This window comes from Calothrix sp. PCC 6303, from assembly GCF_000317435.1.
GTDB lineage: Bacteria > Cyanobacteriota > Cyanobacteriia > Cyanobacteriales > Nostocaceae > PCC-6303.
This window is the reverse complement of sequence record NC_019751.1, coordinates 2,021,704-2,036,450: the sequence shown is the minus strand read 5'-3', so window position 1 is coordinate 2,036,450 and position 14,747 is coordinate 2,021,704. Positions and strand designations below refer to the sequence as shown.

Annotated in this window: 14 protein-coding genes and 1 CRISPR repeat array; of the genes, 1 reads left to right on the top strand and 13 read right to left on the bottom strand. The window is 36.2% G+C overall.

Annotated elements, in window-relative coordinates; all coding sequences use genetic code 11:
- Positions 1-34: 34 nt before the first annotated feature.
- From cas4 to CAL6303_RS08250, 13 genes are all read right to left on the bottom strand, one after another.
- Entirely contained in the window at positions 35-625 is a 591-nt protein-coding gene (gene cas4 / locus CAL6303_RS08305) for a CRISPR-associated protein Cas4 (protein ID WP_015197394.1), read from the bottom strand.
- A gap of 42 nt (positions 626-667) precedes the next feature.
- Positions 668-1,507 (bottom strand): CRISPR-associated endoribonuclease Cas6, encoded by an 840-nt coding sequence (gene cas6, locus CAL6303_RS08300; protein WP_015197393.1) that lies wholly within the window; start codon positions 1,505-1,507, stop codon positions 668-670.
- Positions 1,508-1,966: 459 nt separating this feature from the next.
- Positions 1,967-2,674, bottom strand: a complete 708-nt coding sequence (gene cas5d, locus CAL6303_RS08295) for a type I-D CRISPR-associated protein Cas5/Csc1 (protein WP_015197392.1) — start codon at positions 2,672-2,674, stop codon at positions 1,967-1,969.
- A 5-nt stretch (positions 2,675-2,679) separates the two neighbouring features.
- Positions 2,680-3,705, bottom strand: coding sequence for a type I-D CRISPR-associated protein Cas7/Csc2 (gene cas7d, locus CAL6303_RS08290; RefSeq protein ID WP_015197391.1), 1,026 nt, complete (start codon positions 3,703-3,705; stop codon positions 2,680-2,682).
- Between the two features lie 113 nt (positions 3,706-3,818).
- A complete protein-coding gene (gene cas10d / locus CAL6303_RS08285) occupies positions 3,819-7,175 on the bottom strand; it encodes a type I-D CRISPR-associated protein Cas10d/Csc3 (RefSeq protein WP_015197390.1) in 3,357 nt (1,118 codons plus the stop codon).
- Between the two features lie 24 nt (positions 7,176-7,199).
- Positions 7,200-8,219 (bottom strand): PDDEXK nuclease domain-containing protein, encoded by a 1,020-nt coding sequence (locus CAL6303_RS08280; protein ID WP_015197389.1) that lies wholly within the window; start codon positions 8,217-8,219, stop codon positions 7,200-7,202.
- An 18-nt stretch (positions 8,220-8,237) separates the two neighbouring features.
- Complete coding sequence (gene hepT / locus CAL6303_RS08275) at positions 8,238-8,681, bottom strand: type VII toxin-antitoxin system HepT family RNase toxin (RefSeq protein WP_015197388.1); 444 nt, start codon at positions 8,679-8,681, stop codon at positions 8,238-8,240.
- Positions 8,678-9,124, bottom strand: a complete 447-nt coding sequence (gene mntA, locus CAL6303_RS08270; RefSeq protein ID WP_015197387.1) for a type VII toxin-antitoxin system MntA family adenylyltransferase antitoxin — start codon at positions 9,122-9,124, stop codon at positions 8,678-8,680. The genes hepT and mntA overlap by 4 nt, the downstream gene beginning before the upstream one ends.
- A 125-nt stretch (positions 9,125-9,249) precedes the next feature.
- The gene (locus CAL6303_RS31410) at positions 9,250-9,372 is read right to left on the bottom strand and encodes a hypothetical protein (RefSeq protein WP_255348452.1); all 123 of its coding nucleotides are present in this window, start codon (positions 9,370-9,372) and stop codon (positions 9,250-9,252) included.
- A 13-nt stretch (positions 9,373-9,385) separates the two neighbouring features.
- A complete protein-coding gene (locus tag CAL6303_RS08265) occupies positions 9,386-9,655 on the bottom strand; it encodes a hypothetical protein (protein ID WP_015197386.1) in 270 nt (89 codons plus the stop codon).
- A 217-nt stretch (positions 9,656-9,872) separates the two neighbouring features.
- Entirely contained in the window at positions 9,873-12,059 is a 2,187-nt protein-coding gene (cas3, locus tag CAL6303_RS08260; protein WP_015197385.1) for a type I-D CRISPR-associated helicase Cas3', read from the bottom strand.
- 5 nt (positions 12,060-12,064) lie between these two features.
- Complete coding sequence (locus CAL6303_RS08255) at positions 12,065-12,430, bottom strand: DUF5615 family PIN-like protein (RefSeq protein WP_015197384.1); 366 nt, start codon at positions 12,428-12,430, stop codon at positions 12,065-12,067.
- A complete protein-coding gene (locus CAL6303_RS08250) occupies positions 12,427-12,687 on the bottom strand; it encodes a DUF433 domain-containing protein (RefSeq protein WP_015197383.1) in 261 nt (86 codons plus the stop codon). Before CAL6303_RS08250 ends, CAL6303_RS08255 begins: the two co-directional genes overlap by 4 nt.
- A 163-nt stretch (positions 12,688-12,850) precedes the next feature.
- Here CAL6303_RS08250 and CAL6303_RS31695 point away from each other — a divergent pair, with 163 nt between their 5' ends.
- Complete coding sequence (locus CAL6303_RS31695; RefSeq protein ID WP_015197382.1) at positions 12,851-13,702, top strand: helix-turn-helix transcriptional regulator; 852 nt, start codon at positions 12,851-12,853, stop codon at positions 13,700-13,702.
- 52 nt (positions 13,703-13,754) lie between these two features.
- Positions 13,755-14,587: a CRISPR direct-repeat array (repeat unit 37 nt; unit sequence GTTTCAATCCCTGATAGGGATTTTAGTTTATAGGAAC).
- Positions 14,588-14,747: the final 160 nt, after the last annotated feature.

The following is a 14,747-nucleotide window of genomic DNA, read 5'->3' as shown; positions in this document are numbered from 1 at the left end:
CTCCTTGCTGTTTCTAGGGTACAAAATACCCGCACTAGTCTTCACAATATTTACCAACTTTTTCTGTGGCTTTTGGTAAACATTGTTCATATAAGCTACAACCCTTACACCTATTGCTGTATATGGCTTGTGGCATTGCCCCAGTTACTAATAGCCTAGTAACATCAGTAATTGTATTAATAGTTTGACGACGCAATTCTGGGTTAATTTCGATTAATTGACGTTGATGAGTTTGAGCATAATAAACATATCCAGTTTGGATATGTTTACCTGTCATTTCTTCCAAACATAAAGCCTGAGCGCAAACCTGTAACTCATCATTGTCCCATTCACCCTTTTTTCCTCGTTTATATTCCACTGGCAACCATCCACTATTCTCCAATTCAATTAAATCCGATTTTCCTATAAGTTTATATTGCTCTGATTTCAACCAAATCGCCCGAACTTGCCAAATTTCGTCCCGATTTCCTTCACCAACAGTATGAACGCGATCGTGCAAACTCGTTCCTTCAATTGTGTATTGATTATCTGTAAATTCCCCAGCACAATGTATTCGCCAACAACGATGCGGACAATAGGTATATTGATTCAATGCCGCAATCGGGATATATTCTTCATTTTTCATTTTTTGAACTATTTTTTATAAAATACGTGATGTATGGCGTTTCTAGATTCTCCTCACCATCCCCATACCCATTGTCGTTTTACGTCCAATCCCTGCATATATAGCAAAGTCAGCTAATGTATTTAATTGTTTAATTTCAATTGGTTCTATATCTCCCATAATCCGGTAGGAAATTTCACCAATACACCCGATAAACTTGCTGCGAGAATCACTGACAATATCGGTTTTAATATTAAAAAAGTTTGGGAAAATTGTATCCAGTTTAGATTCTAAAAATTCTAATCCAGCATATTTATTCCAACTCCGAAGTAAACTATTAAAGACACTTTCACGAGTTGGTAAACAGGAATCATAACTACCCTGACGGAAACAAACTGGTGTTGAAAATAGAAAGTTTAAAATGCGATCGCTCTCGCTTGCTTGTTCATAAAGTTGATGATAACTGCAAGCATTTGCCCAAGGTTGAGTTTGTCTAAGTGTGGCTAAAATACTGGTAATAAATAAATCTGCACTTCCTAAGAGCCAGGGTTGTTTGGGATTTATATCCAACCACAAGGGTGTTAGTTTACTGAATAAAGTATCATCTAGAAGCGAAATTCTCCACCAACAGGGAGTACCCGGAGGAATCGGTTCGTTTTGGTTTACTTGTAATAAATTACTGCGCGGTGTTTTTTTTGGATAGTTATGATGAATGCGATCGCTTACTTGCAATGGAGAAAGGGTAAAAGCCTTATCTGCGGTAGAATCATGTAGCTTGTCCCCTAAACTGCGATCAACCGAACTAATAAGACTGAGGAATAAAGCATGGTAATGTCTCCCCGTCAGGTAATTGGGGTAGATAGTTGACTGTGGGAGGATATTTAGAATTAAACTGTAGGGCATAGACTTTAACAAATTAGGTAAAAACCTGGAAAAAGCTAAAAATTAGGAAAAAACTTCTGAAAATTGATGATCGTAATCATGCGATCGCACTAACTGAGAAATTAAAAGCCAGCTTAGGAGCGTGGATTAAATAAAGTACAAAAGTAGGGTGTGTAAGCGGAGCGTAACGCACCATTTCATTGTCTAGCAAAATTGCATGTTATTAAATTCCCGTTCCTTACCAATGAAAGTACTACGCAATCACAGGTTAAATTTATTATGTCATCGAGGAATAAAAACTGGGATGCACCCGAATTAAAAGAATATCAACGTCAGTGTACTCGCAAGTTATTTTTACAAGAGAAAAGGTAGTTTTGCAAACGAATTTCTAGCAATTCAATCTGTAAAATCGAAGAAGCGTAGTTCTAGTTTTGTAAAATAGGGACGCAACTTATTGCGTCCTCAATTTAATTGAGAAACTTAATTCCGAAAACGGTACGAAATATTCACGGGTAATCTCACATCTTTGACATTTTCAAAATAGTAATATTGTCCACGCATTTGCACATTTTGAATTAAACTAACTGGTGGCATATTTATCACATCATAACTAATTACTTGATTAGTAAACATCACATCCAGCGGGTTTAATGGGTGAGTACAGATAAATAAATCAGTTTTAGTTTTTGGTTCTGGTAATTTTTCCACAGTAACCTCAGCTTTACTCATCCATTTACCCAAGCGAATCCATTTTGGTAGCTTTAATTCATTTTGAGAAATTATCAAAAACTCAAATACACTTTCCGGTGCAATTTCCTTTGCTCTACCAAAGCTGGGAATATTCTTTTGGGTTTTTTCCATCTCCACATGGTAGTTATTATTCGCATATTTCCATGTGTTGAGTATGGATGTATGGCTAATAGAACAAGCTGGAGTTACATAAATACCCTGTTTATTTAACGGGGTTAAATGTTCCTCATATTTTGGTACTTGTTCAGGACAAAAATAGCGATAGGAATGTTCTTCAGAGACAGTGGTTGCATATTTTTCGCTATCTACTAATCCGAGTGCATAACAGAGCGCGTAATTATGAATGATTGGCTCAGTTTCGTAGAGTCTACCAATTTCGCGGGTTGCGTAATAAACACTATCGTGTAATTCAATTTGACAACGGTAAATTATCGTCATGGCTATTACTTAGCTGCTGCTTTATCTTTATCCTTTTCTTTGTCTTTGCCTTTAATGTGAACTTTTGCATAAGCTTTCGCTTCATCATCAGCTTTTTTCAGCATTTTTTTCAGTTCTTCCTCGTTTGCAGTAATTGCTTTTACTTCTTTCAACAATGCTGCAAATTTATCACCGAGAAAATCTTCATGCACGATAAACTCATCCTCCATTAATGTTGATATTGAAACTTTCGCAGATACAAACACCTCATCTTCATTTAATGGATCGGGAGAATTTAGGGTATTATTACTTTTCATCTGGTCATAAATTGCTTGAGTCCAACGTAAATTGCTAACTATTTCACCATCGGCAAATATTACCCCAATTAATTCATTTCTTACCCTTCCCGTGCGGGTAGTTTGCGCTCCATAATGACGAGTTCTGAGGATGTTATTAAACACATACAAGAAACTTGCTTCTGTTGGGTCTTTTAATGTGACAATACTGGGGAAAAATACTTGGGGTTTAATATGGTCTTGTTGATTAATTCTACTAGTTACTTCACCCACTTTAGAACCATTTTCACCCTTAGATGCCATCGTGCCATTTTCAAAAGGTGCATTTAAAGTAAATGTTTCGTGGGATTCATCAAAGGATTTAATCGAAAATGCCGTATCAACAACAACTTTTGATTTTTCAGAACCAGAATCACCGATTGCAAATCCGTAAATAATGCAATCGGGGTTATTCATCGCAAATTTGACATTATATTCACATTCCTCAGCAGTCATTAAGCCATAATTACGTAATAATTCCCTCCCCACTAAACGTTCTGGTGTAGATTGCTTACGTTTGAACATAGAAAGTCTACTAATGGTAGTTTTATCTACGATTCCCGCTCTTACTCTTGCTTTATTTAGTTCGCTATCTGTTTGAAATAATGGATAGGATTCAGTAACCCTAACTGTTAAAAAATGTACGTATTTACCCATTGGTTTGTAGGGAATTTCGGAATGAAAAAATTTCGCATCGACAGTTTTCAAAAATGACATGATTTATCTCCTGAGATAATTGATAAAAAACTTATTCAGCGTAGGTTGCTTGTAGCGAAGCGGAACCCAACATTTTTTAGGTGCTAATTAGAGAATACAAGCTAACTCTAATTTCAATCTTCATTTTTATCATTTTCCTCCTCTTTAACATCTTTATTCGCATTTTCTTTATCATCTTCTAAGCGATATAAAAACTCACAAGTATCTTTAATTAAGTTCAATTGCCTACCAGCTAAACGAGCGCGATCGCTTGAAAATGAGTTTTCAAAAACATCCATCACAAAATACCTCGCAAAGTCCAAAACTGCCTGTCTTTCTTCTTCCCGTTTGCTCATTACCCAGCGTCCATCCGCAGTATTTGCATGAACTCTATCCATTAATTTAAATACTTCTGCTGCAACTGCTGCGACTAATGTTTCTCCAGAAAAAACGCTAACTTCAGCTTTGAGAATTGTTTCTGCGGCAATATCAATTGGTTTTAATACCGCGTTTGATTTGGGATTATAGCGTTTGTTTGCACGGTAAAATTTACGATATAAATCAGTTAATTTTTTCGGATGATTTAATTGTGATTCTGGCATTAATTTCCATTCCTTTGATTCAAAATCATATTGTGCATAGGGGTCAAAACAAGGATAAAATTTATGGGCATAAAGCCTAATTTTTTCAATGCGTGCTGTTTCCACTCCTTGACTTCTTACCCAACGATTGAGATAAGCAAATACATAAAGTGGAGTCGTTTCAAAATCCTTTGCCAGTTCTGTAAATCTACCCCAGTTCGCATCATAACCAGACTTTCCACTTTTAGCATTAACATCTATATGAATTGCGTAAGCTGCGGTAAGTACGTTGAGTGGTGCAGGATAAGATTTATTATTTTCTGTCCATCCTTCGAGGATATAATCAAGTCGAAATCTATCCCTTCCTACCAAAGTTCGGAAAGCATGAGGTGCGCTATCCAGAAATACGCTTTCTTCAAATTCTGCACCGTCATTAAATGGGGGAATTGGTGATTCTGAAACCACTGTTTTCACGTCTAAAATCATCGGAAAAGCAAATGCTAACCAAGTTGGCATTACCCAAGATTCGGTGTCGCTGCTATCCCTTCCTGGTGGCATTGCCATAAAGTAAAATGTCAAAGGTTGGTCATCTGGATAGGAAAGTTTAAAGGTTCTATCTTTGTCTGAATCTAAGTTTTCATCAATTAGGAAAGCATCAACATTTTGATATGTATCTTTATCAAAATTAGCTTGTAAATCTTTACTAATAAAGTGATTACGAATCCTGGTATCGAATCGAGTTTGAGAAATTCCAGTGTAAGCTTTTTGCAAAAATTTATTAGTTTCCGGGGTGAAGTAATAAGTAGGGTAAAAATAGAGATAGCGGTATTTACCATCTTCAAATCGTTTACCAACAGCTTGAGTTTGATTCATCAATATTTGCCGTAGCATCATTTCTAATCCCGCAATACTAGAAATATTACGTTTGGCATTAGAACCATTCAACATCTGTTTATTTGTATACACCTGGGGAGTAAACAAAACAGCAGATTCCATTTGTTCTGTGACAGTATAAGCAGAATGGGAAATGGAACAAATTAACTGTCTTCCCCGTCCCGATTTTTTGGCAGCATTGTAATTAGCAAGTTCGTTCAAGAAATTATCAGGTGTTTGTGTTTCCTGATTTCCTGGTAACATTACAACTTGTTTTACCCAGAGTCGTAAATCATTCCAACCATCGGGTAGTTCGTATTGAGAAATAATTGGGGAAATTAAGTTATTAATATACTCAATAACTTGCTGACAGCTTTCTCTCACATTCTCAATACCGGGATGTTTTTCCAGAAATTTAGCTGCAAGATAATACCATTCGTAGGGAACTCCCCCAGTATTACCCTTTAATTTATTTTCCTTGAGACTTTCATTAATGCGTTGAATCTCTCGGATTTGAGGTAAATATTCTGCTAATTCCCAAAATTCTGCCACTTTGTAAGTTAAATCTAACTGTGTTAATTTGGGTAGATTTTTATCTTTTTTACAAGCTACTTCAATCCTATTTGCACTCTCATCCCAAATTTTTCGACAGATTAAATCTCCGAATTCTGCTATTTGGTCGATACGAATGTCATCAGTAAATTTGAAGTCGTAATCTACAGATAATACTTTTTGTTGCTGAAACTTAACTAGATTATCGCTACGACTTTTAGCAACCGAATCTTTGTTAGGATTTAATATCCTTAATGTAGCATCTAAAGCTACTTTCATCAAGCCAATTTCATCGAAAAATAAATTATAATACTCGGCATATTTCATCCCTTTCCCATCACGTCCAAATCCTGTTTGTCTAAGTTTTAATTGCCCAGAACAAAGTGATTTGATATTTTCAATAACTTGATTAGGTACATCATCTAATGAAATTTCTGGAGCATCTCTTCTGGCAAGGTAAATCACTCCTGTTGGTAGATATAATAGAGGTTCATAATAGATATTTTCATCTGTATTGAGTTTAGTATGTACCTGAATTAACGCATTATTTACCACATTTGTTAACACACCTCGGTTTTCTGAAATGCGGTGATAGGTAAATTTTAATTTCCCATCACTCAAACTGTGAATAATCTCATTCAGTCTAGGATTTTCCGCATCTTGAGGATGTTTAATAATGGAAGCAAGAGAATCTGCAAGACAAGTTAAATCTGATAAACTGCGAAGTGTTCTATCTTTAAGAAGGGGATTTAAGCCAAATTCCGAAAAGTTCCAGTTAGTATCCCAGCGTCGTTGTGCATTATAAGCCATACACAACAAATCATCAATATACTCTTTATAAGCTTCGGTATTTTCGGAATCGATAAATTTATCTAGTCCTAATTGTCTTACCTTTTCATCAATAATTTGCCGATGTTCTTCGAGTGGTAATTTGCGACAATCATTAGGAACATCAGGAAATTTTTCAAAATCATGGAGAATAAATCCAGCAATTACCAATCTCCTTTCCCGTTCCCTAACAACTCTTTGTACAGTAGTATCGAGTTTATGCAAACGTCTCTCAATTAAATTTGCAGGAAATAATCCATTAAGTAAATGAGTATTTAAAGATTGATCAGCAGCATTATCCCGTCTAACTTTAGCTTTACCTTCTGCTTCTCGTTTTTCGTCGATTTCATCAAAGAATTTACCACCTTTAGCTGTAACTCCAATAGCAATACTCAGCAAATTAGGTAATACATATTCGCCAAAATCTGCCATTACTTGGTCATCAGGGTTTTGTGCTTTAATCGCTTCCCGTAATAACTTAAGAGTTAGTAATTCACTTTTGGTTTCTATAGTTCTGTCAGAATCACCATCAAATCCAAAATCACCCTCTAACCAGTTATCATCTGCTTCATCTGTAATTTCTGAGTTTAAATCTAATCCACTTTCAAATAATGAAAGCTGTTTAGATTCCTCAGATTTTTTTGTTTTTTTAGCCATTGACAACCTCTAAATTATTAATTATTACTCTATTCCCTGTAACAGTTTTGCTACTTGTTCTGGTTCGGGAAGTTGATTTATAAGCTCTTGTGGAACAGTTGAAACTATTTGATAAGTTGCCACACCAATTGGCTTATTTGATTCTCGTAATGCGTACTCAACAATCGTTTTATTTTTAGATTTGCAAAGAATAATCCCAATCGATGGATTTTCGTCAGGTTGTCTTACCTTGTCATCCAATGCGGCCAAATAAAACTGCATTTTGCCAATATATTCAGGTAAAAACTTACCAATTTTTAACTCGACTGCAATTAAGCATTTGAGAATTCGATGGTATAACAAAATATCTATGAAATATTCCTCATCATCAATTTCTAGTCGATATTGACTGCCAATAAAGGCAAACATTCCACCCATTTCTTTCAAAAATGGTTCAACCCTGGTCAAAATTGCTTGCTCTAACTGTCTTTCGCTATGTTCGTCCGCTAATTCTAAAAAATCAAATGTATATTCATCTTTGACTGCTAATTTTGCTTGGTTGCGAATTTCTTCCGAAACAGTTTGGTTAAAATTCGTTTGATTGAGTAGAGTTTTTTCGTATGTTTGATTTTCAATTTGATGGATTAAAACATTTTTAGTCCAGCCAAATTTACGAGTCATTCTGATATAGAATTCTCTTTCTAAATCATCTTTACACTTCTCTAAGATGACTAAGTTATGAGTCCAGCCAATTTCTCGCACCATTGGTGCGAGTTTTTCATTGTTAGCAAAAGTGTCATAAAATAAGCGCATTCTCCAAAGGTTAGCGGTAGAAAATCCACTAATTCCTGGAAATTCATTTTGTAAGTCTTTTGCTAGTTGCTCAACAACCGATTTACCCCAAGTTGCACCTTCTTGACGGGTAACAATCATTTTGCCGATATCCCAGTAAAGTGCAATCAATTCTTTATTGACTGCTTTAAGTGCTTCATATTGTGCAGAACGAATACGTTGTTTTACTTCTACTAATAAATTTATGTATTCTTCTGAAGTGGGTTTATTCATACTGGAAACTTGTTATTATTAGCTACTTTCCGTATCAAGAGAAATAAGATAAGCATTTATTTGTTGTACGTACAAAGGATATTGTTGTAAAGCAAATTTGATAGCTTGATAAACCTGGTTAGGGTCTATGTCATCATATTCATGAACTAAGCGATTCCTTAAACTTCCTGATGGTGCAAGTTGCTTTGCTAATTCCGAAGTAATAACCTCATACTTACCAAGTTCGATAAATGCTTCAAAGTTAGTAGCTGAATTTCCAGGATTCAATCTTGATAAAATATGGTCATTAATATCTATCGCGGCTTGAATCATCAATTGTAAAAGTCTTTCGACAATTAACTGTTGCCTAAATTCCGCTAAAAACTCATTTATATTTATAGACCTAAACTCCTCTAAAGTATTTTTATACTTTGTGATTAATCTCAATCTAGCTAACACAATTTCTGGGTCTATCTTACTCATATTGACCACTGCTTAAGTTGCATTTCAATAAGTTGATGTTGTTCTTTTCTGAATTTCTTTAATTCTGATTCAGGTCTTAATGACGTGAGGCGAAAATATTCAAATCCTGATGATTCTTTTTCAAAAATTAAAATGCCATCACGCGCTACAAAATGAGCAATTAACCACGAACAATGATTGAGTTCTACAATATCAATTTTGTCAGGATTAATATTTAATATTTCTCCGATAAACATTGATAGTCCAAATGCACCCCAAGCATTATCTTTTGTATAAATCTCTTGTTGTGCTTTATCTATAAGAACAGCAAAATCCCAATCACTATTTACGTGGGTTTCCCCTGTTGCTCTCGAACCAAATAAAACTAACATTTTGAGATAAGGAATTTTCTCAGGAATTTGTTGAGCAAGTTGTTTGAGTTTTTCTATTGTTGGTGTGTTCATTGTTATGTTGTGTGTGAAGAGTTATCGAGATACTGTATAAACTAAACAAGCTTGTATATCTTCTCGTTCCAACCAGGGATATGCTTAAAGTAAGGTTTCTGTTGTGTCTCCTGCTGCTAACATTCTTAAAATATGCTCAACTGCAAGACGACGAAGCTTGCGCGACGAAGTCGTTCGCGGATTATTGGTTTACCTCCAAATATTTTGGGGTTGACTGTGATTCGTTCTAAGAGTTTTTGTTCGTTCATTGTTGATCTTTGTTTAATCAGGTGGACAATAAAAATCTACAAGGTTCTGTAATTCTTCATTTTGGTCAACGAGGTGTCTAAGATAAGGAATCTCATTGTAAATATTTTCCAAATTATCAAGTTTTTGTAATATTTCTTCATTTTGTGACTCTAGGGTATCGATACGATGCTTAAAACCGCAGTTTTCAGTAACTAATCGAAGAATTAAAGCTTGGTTAATTTGCTCAAGATCAGCATTCATCAATAGATTGAGCAAGTGGGGGTCAGCATTATGACTAAGCATGAAGACACCTCGAATGATTAAGGCTATTATATTGGATAACTCGTAACCATTATAGATTTTGTCTCAATATTTTGCTATCCTTTTTAGTGGGGAGAGAAAAGCTTAGTCAAACCTTAATCCCTATCAGGGATTGAAACACGAGCTATCCTTATAATGATTGGCTTCTCCCTTGCTTGCATAAAACACAAGTCTCTAATCCCTATTAGGGATTGAAACCCTAAATTATCCATGATTCATCCCCCTTACTCTTAAAGGTGTACGCTAACGTATCTAATAACAACGCAGATTGACCAAACGCGATCGCATACGGTGCAGAACTATCATGTAAACTAAGCTCATCGCAGATTGGGTACAGTTGAAAGTGCATCGGTAAACGTAAGCGATTTCTCACCTCTGCAATGGGACGACGCAACACATAACAAACTAAAGCTTGTTTTTTCAAGCGTTTGTTAATCTCCCTGACATAATTATTATCAGGTTGCCAAACTTCAATCCCCGTCAGTACTTGCACTTTCCAAGCATCAGCTACTGGTTGCAAGTCTCCGGGATATACAAATTTCCAATTCAACCTTTCCTCACGGTAGCTACGCAACTTCATAAACCCCAAACAATACTCATACTTACCTTTGGGAATGGGTTGTCCAGTGACTTGTGCGGTTTCCTTCAATGTCCGCATAAATCCCGTTTCCGTCCACATTTCGATTTCTAAATTCCCCAATATTCCCGGTAAATCGTAGGTTTTAAACCTGTCTGCTGGGTTTTCTTCCGTCAAATCGTACAAACCACATTGCAGGGAACTCGCACCACGGAAACTAGAAGCATCTTCAGCGATGGGATTACCAGATTTCCCAGAAGCATTTTTCCAATCTTTTGCCCAACCAGAAACACGTCCAGCGATCGATTTTAAACTAGTATTAAATACACTTTCGCAAGCTTTTTGGAATTTTTCACGACTTTGAGCGTATGGTTGTTGAATAGTGCGATCGCTCAATTTGTGAAACAGGTAAAATGACTGTACTGCACCCCAACGTTTGTAGTAACCACGAAAATCATTGATTTGCCGATATTTGTCTTTGATTGTGGCGTTTAAAAATGCGCGATTGTAATTTTCAGTATTTTTTAAAGGTGGATTATCTCCTAAAAATAACCGTTCAACTAGAAAATTTGGAACTAGTGCGTAAGCGGTATATTTCTCAAATTTAATATCCTCACCGTCTTTATTATAACCATCATGTCTTCCCAATCTTCCCAAACGCTGAATAAAATTACCTGCATCGGAAGACTCAAATATTAATAGGTTGATTTTAAAATCGACACCAACGTCAATTGTACTTGTGCCAAAAACTAAGTCAGCTAAAAGTGATTTTTCTTTGGTGATTTTTCCCGATAAACCAGTATTTTCACCAACTATTAAACCATGTGTTTGAAAAATTTCCTGAAAAAAGGACACAAGTCGCTTAACTGCGGCAATGGAATTGAGAATAATTGCACCTTTACTACCTGGGTTGTTTTGAAAATACTCTAAAATCAGATTACTGTTTTCTTTTATCCAAGTTTCTGAAGCTTTAAATGATGGCTCTAAAGAGATAAAATTCAGGTTGATAGAGCGTGATACTTGTCGCCAATTTTGAAGCTGTAATTCCTGCTCTTGCTCTAAGTTGTCAGGAAACTGATATTTTTGATTATCGAGTGGATTAATTTCTTGGCAGCGAAAACCTGCTAACTTTAACTTATCAATAAAATCTTTATCTGGTGTTGCAGAGAGAAATAGAAACTTTTTGTGACGATTCGTGCAATTCATTAACAACATTGTGTTAATGACACCTGCAATTTGTGGTGCTGCAAAAATATGAAATTCATCAAAAATGAATAAATTAAAATCTTTGTCAATACGTCCCCATAATTTATCAGGACTATCTCCGGGAATTAAATAAGCTCCACGATGTAAGTAATGTAAAATATCAGGATTGGTAAGTATAACTTCTCGTTGATTTGTCAGAGTGGAAATCGCGGCACTTTTTTTTAACCCTTCATTCTCGGCATAAATTTCTAATTCTGCACTGCTCAACCTTGCCACACGGGGATTATTCGCAGGTTTAAAAGTATCAATATACCCTTTTATTTGTATTTCTTGGTCGCGGGCAAGTTCATTTGTTGGGTATAATCCAATGGCAGAAAATTCTCCTTGCAGCACTTCCAAATATGCTGCCAAACTTTTACCATCCCCTGTCATTGCAGTATTTATAATAACGTCAATATTTGGGTTACGTAATGCTTTTAAAGTTTCTGCTTGATGCCAAGAAAGTCTCCAATTCTTGGGTAAAGTGACATCTTGTAATTCTGACTCTACTGGTGATGAATATACTGATTTTAAATTAACTTGGTAGATACTTTCATTAATCATATATCTTACTCAATTGCTTGATATTCCTGAATATTGCCACGTTGAATAATCCATAACTTTCCTGTAACTTCTGCTGACTCTAATCCTTGAATTAATATCTCTATTGCTTGCTGGCAATCAGCAAAAGTATATCGAGAAGGCAAACGAATAATGACAATTCCTGCGTAATTTGAGGGATTATATTTAACCCGATTACCAAAACCTCTATCACAAGTAACTAAGCACCTTTCTTCACGACGACAGACTTCAATCACTTCCTCATCTGGTGCTGACATCAAACCTTTTTCCGGTACAGTTGCAACATCATGTCCAGCTAAACGCAACAAGGTAATAACACGAGCATCAATATTTTCATCTAACTTTAAATTCACGCAGTTGCTTCCTTTTTTTTAGTTAAAGGAATCTCCACAAAAGCACCCCGTGACATCTCTGCACCATAGGCAATACAAGCTAAAATATCCTCTCTTTCAATGCTGGGGTAAGCTTCAAGAATCCCCTCAATTGTTTCTCCCCCTGCTAAATAATCCAAAATCATTGATACCCAAATTCGATGTCCCTTAATACAAGGTTTACCAAAGCAAATGTTGGGGTCGATGGAAATTCGAGCAAGTAAATTCTCGCTAGTCATAACCTTTAACCTGTCATTATTTTCTCTAATTTATCTTGATTTTTGAGTTTTGACTTGGCAAATGCAAAGTTTGATAGTGGCTTAGATTGGTTATTTAACTTGTATACAGTTACAATAACTCTATATAACCAAATATGTCAATAATGTAATTACATTTTTGCAAATGTCTAGGAAAAAAGAAACAATTACACTGTCAATACCCGATGGAAGCAAAGAACAACTGGAAGAAATTGCCCGTCGTTTAGGTATATTCTGGGGAAAGTCGCCTAGTATATCAGGGTTATTGGTGGCGATCGCACAACAGCAGTATGAGGTCGGTGAACCTTTCCGCTTTAACCCATCCCAAGTTACAGCACTCCAACAAGCGATCGCATTACTCAAGGATTCAGGATTTATCGAACAGGCTCAAATTACTTCCAGTTTGTTATTAGAGCGGGGAAATCTTGAAGCTCCCATGCGTCAATTGCTGTTGCAGCAGGTTAGTCAACCCACGGAAGCGTGGAGAATTCTCATCGATCAACTGCGCCAAAATCAACAACCATTCCACCTGCTTTACGGGAATGCTCAAGGAGAGGATTTATCCTATACAGTACGTTATGCGGAAATTTCTTTTGAAGAGAAACGCTTTTACTTAGATATTTGGTGTGACGAGACTGAAGACATCAAAGATACTGATTTTCCAGAACTCATCCACAATCGCTGTTTGCGTCTAGATCGAGTTAAGGGTGTTGTGCCAGTGAACGGACAATGGCGACAGGAAGGTTTAGATTACCTAAAAGTGTACTTACACTTTTTTAGAGGAATGATCAAAGGCTACGAAACTAAAGCAAATGATATTAGCAACGAAGTTATAGGAGATGTGCGTCAAGTTGAGCGAAAGGTATCGAATCCGTTTTGGTTGATTCGGGAAATATTAAAGTATGGGGAAGATTGTGTAATTGTATCGCCAGATAATTTGCGCGATCGCATGAAGCAAAAATTATCAATTCTTTGCACACTATACGATATGGCTTAGGAATTTTACTTTATAGGAACGCGATCGCAATCGGCGATCGCACTCGTGCTGGGTTTCAATCCCTGATAGGGATTTTAGTTTATAGGAACAGTATGGGTAAAGATTCCGCGAACGAATGGTTACTGTTTCAATCCCTGATAGGGATTTTAGTTTATAGGAACAATTACACCAGAGTATTCAGAATACTATTATCAAGTTTCAATCCCTGATAGGGATTTTGGTTTATAGGAACCTACAGCCTTGTCGCCAGGTTGATAGCTAATCAAAGGGTTTCAATCCCTGATAGGGATTTTGGTTTATAGGAACAGGGATATTCAGACTTATTCAGACTTATACTTCTTTGTTTCAATCCCTGATAGGGATTTTGGTTTATAGGAACTCATTATTTATCCCCCAAGTTGCACCGTTATGAGTTTCAATCCCTGATAGGGATTTTGGTTTATAGGAACTTCGTGAAATGAGTTAACTCGTCATAGCCCAGATGTTTCAATCCCTGATAGGGATTTTGGTTTATAGGAACAAGAATTGCCTGATTGCTTGCTGCCTGGTTTCTGCGCTAACTGTTTCAATCCCTGATAGGGATTTTAGTTTATAGGAACAGCAAAATTAGCCCTAAAATCATCTAGATTTTCGTTGTTTCAATCCCTGATAGGGATTTTAGTTTATAGGAACGCTAGAATTCTTTGGCGCTCACTCTTAGGGGTTGGTTTCAATCCCTGATAGGGATTTTAGTTTATAGGAACGTCATTCAGTTGCTGATATCTTCCTGCTGAGTAAGGTTTCAATCCCTGATAGGGATTTTAGTTTATAGGAACTTTTCCGGGCAATCTTTATCAGGAAAAGCAACTGTTTCAATCCCTGATAGGGATTTTAGTTTATAGGAACCGCTTTGAGATACAACCCTTACTCTATTTAGTTTTCAAGGTGCAAAAGTGAGAACCTCATTTAAAATAACGTTTCAGCCACTAGCCTGTCAACTATTGCGGCACATAAAACTGCAAAAAGCCTACAGAGCAATACTTTCAGCAACGGTGCGAACCAATTA

Bases quoted from the DNA above. Each gene is read 5' to 3' on its own strand.
- cas3 (WP_015197385.1), bottom strand. From the start codon at position 12,059: ATGATTAATGAAAGTATCTACCAAGTTAATTTAAAATCAGTATATTCA.
- CAL6303_RS08280 (WP_015197389.1), bottom strand. From the start codon at position 8,219: ATGAATAAACCCACTTCAGAAGAATACATAAATTTATTAGTAGAAGTA.
- cas4 (WP_015197394.1), bottom strand. From the start codon at position 625: ATGAAAAATGAAGAATATATCCCGATTGCGGCATTGAATCAATATACC.
- hepT (WP_015197388.1), bottom strand. From the start codon at position 8,681: ATGAGTAAGATAGACCCAGAAATTGTGTTAGCTAGATTGAGATTAATC.
- cas7d (WP_015197391.1), bottom strand. From the start codon at position 3,705: ATGTCATTTTTGAAAACTGTCGATGCGAAATTTTTTCATTCCGAAATT.
- CAL6303_RS08265 (WP_015197386.1), bottom strand. From the start codon at position 9,655: ATGCTTAGTCATAATGCTGACCCCCACTTGCTCAATCTATTGATGAAT.
- cas6 (WP_015197393.1), bottom strand. From the start codon at position 1,507: ATGCCCTACAGTTTAATTCTAAATATCCTCCCACAGTCAACTATCTAC.
- CAL6303_RS31695 (WP_015197382.1), top strand. From the start codon at position 12,851: ATGTCTAGGAAAAAAGAAACAATTACACTGTCAATACCCGATGGAAGC.
- cas5d (WP_015197392.1), bottom strand. From the start codon at position 2,674: ATGACGATAATTTACCGTTGTCAAATTGAATTACACGATAGTGTTTAT.
- CAL6303_RS31410 (WP_255348452.1), bottom strand. From the start codon at position 9,372: ATGAACGAACAAAAACTCTTAGAACGAATCACAGTCAACCCCAAAATA.
- CAL6303_RS08250 (WP_015197383.1), bottom strand. From the start codon at position 12,687: ATGACTAGCGAGAATTTACTTGCTCGAATTTCCATCGACCCCAACATT.
- cas10d (WP_015197390.1), bottom strand. From the start codon at position 7,175: ATGGCTAAAAAAACAAAAAAATCTGAGGAATCTAAACAGCTTTCATTA.
- mntA (WP_015197387.1), bottom strand. From the start codon at position 9,124: ATGAACACACCAACAATAGAAAAACTCAAACAACTTGCTCAACAAATT.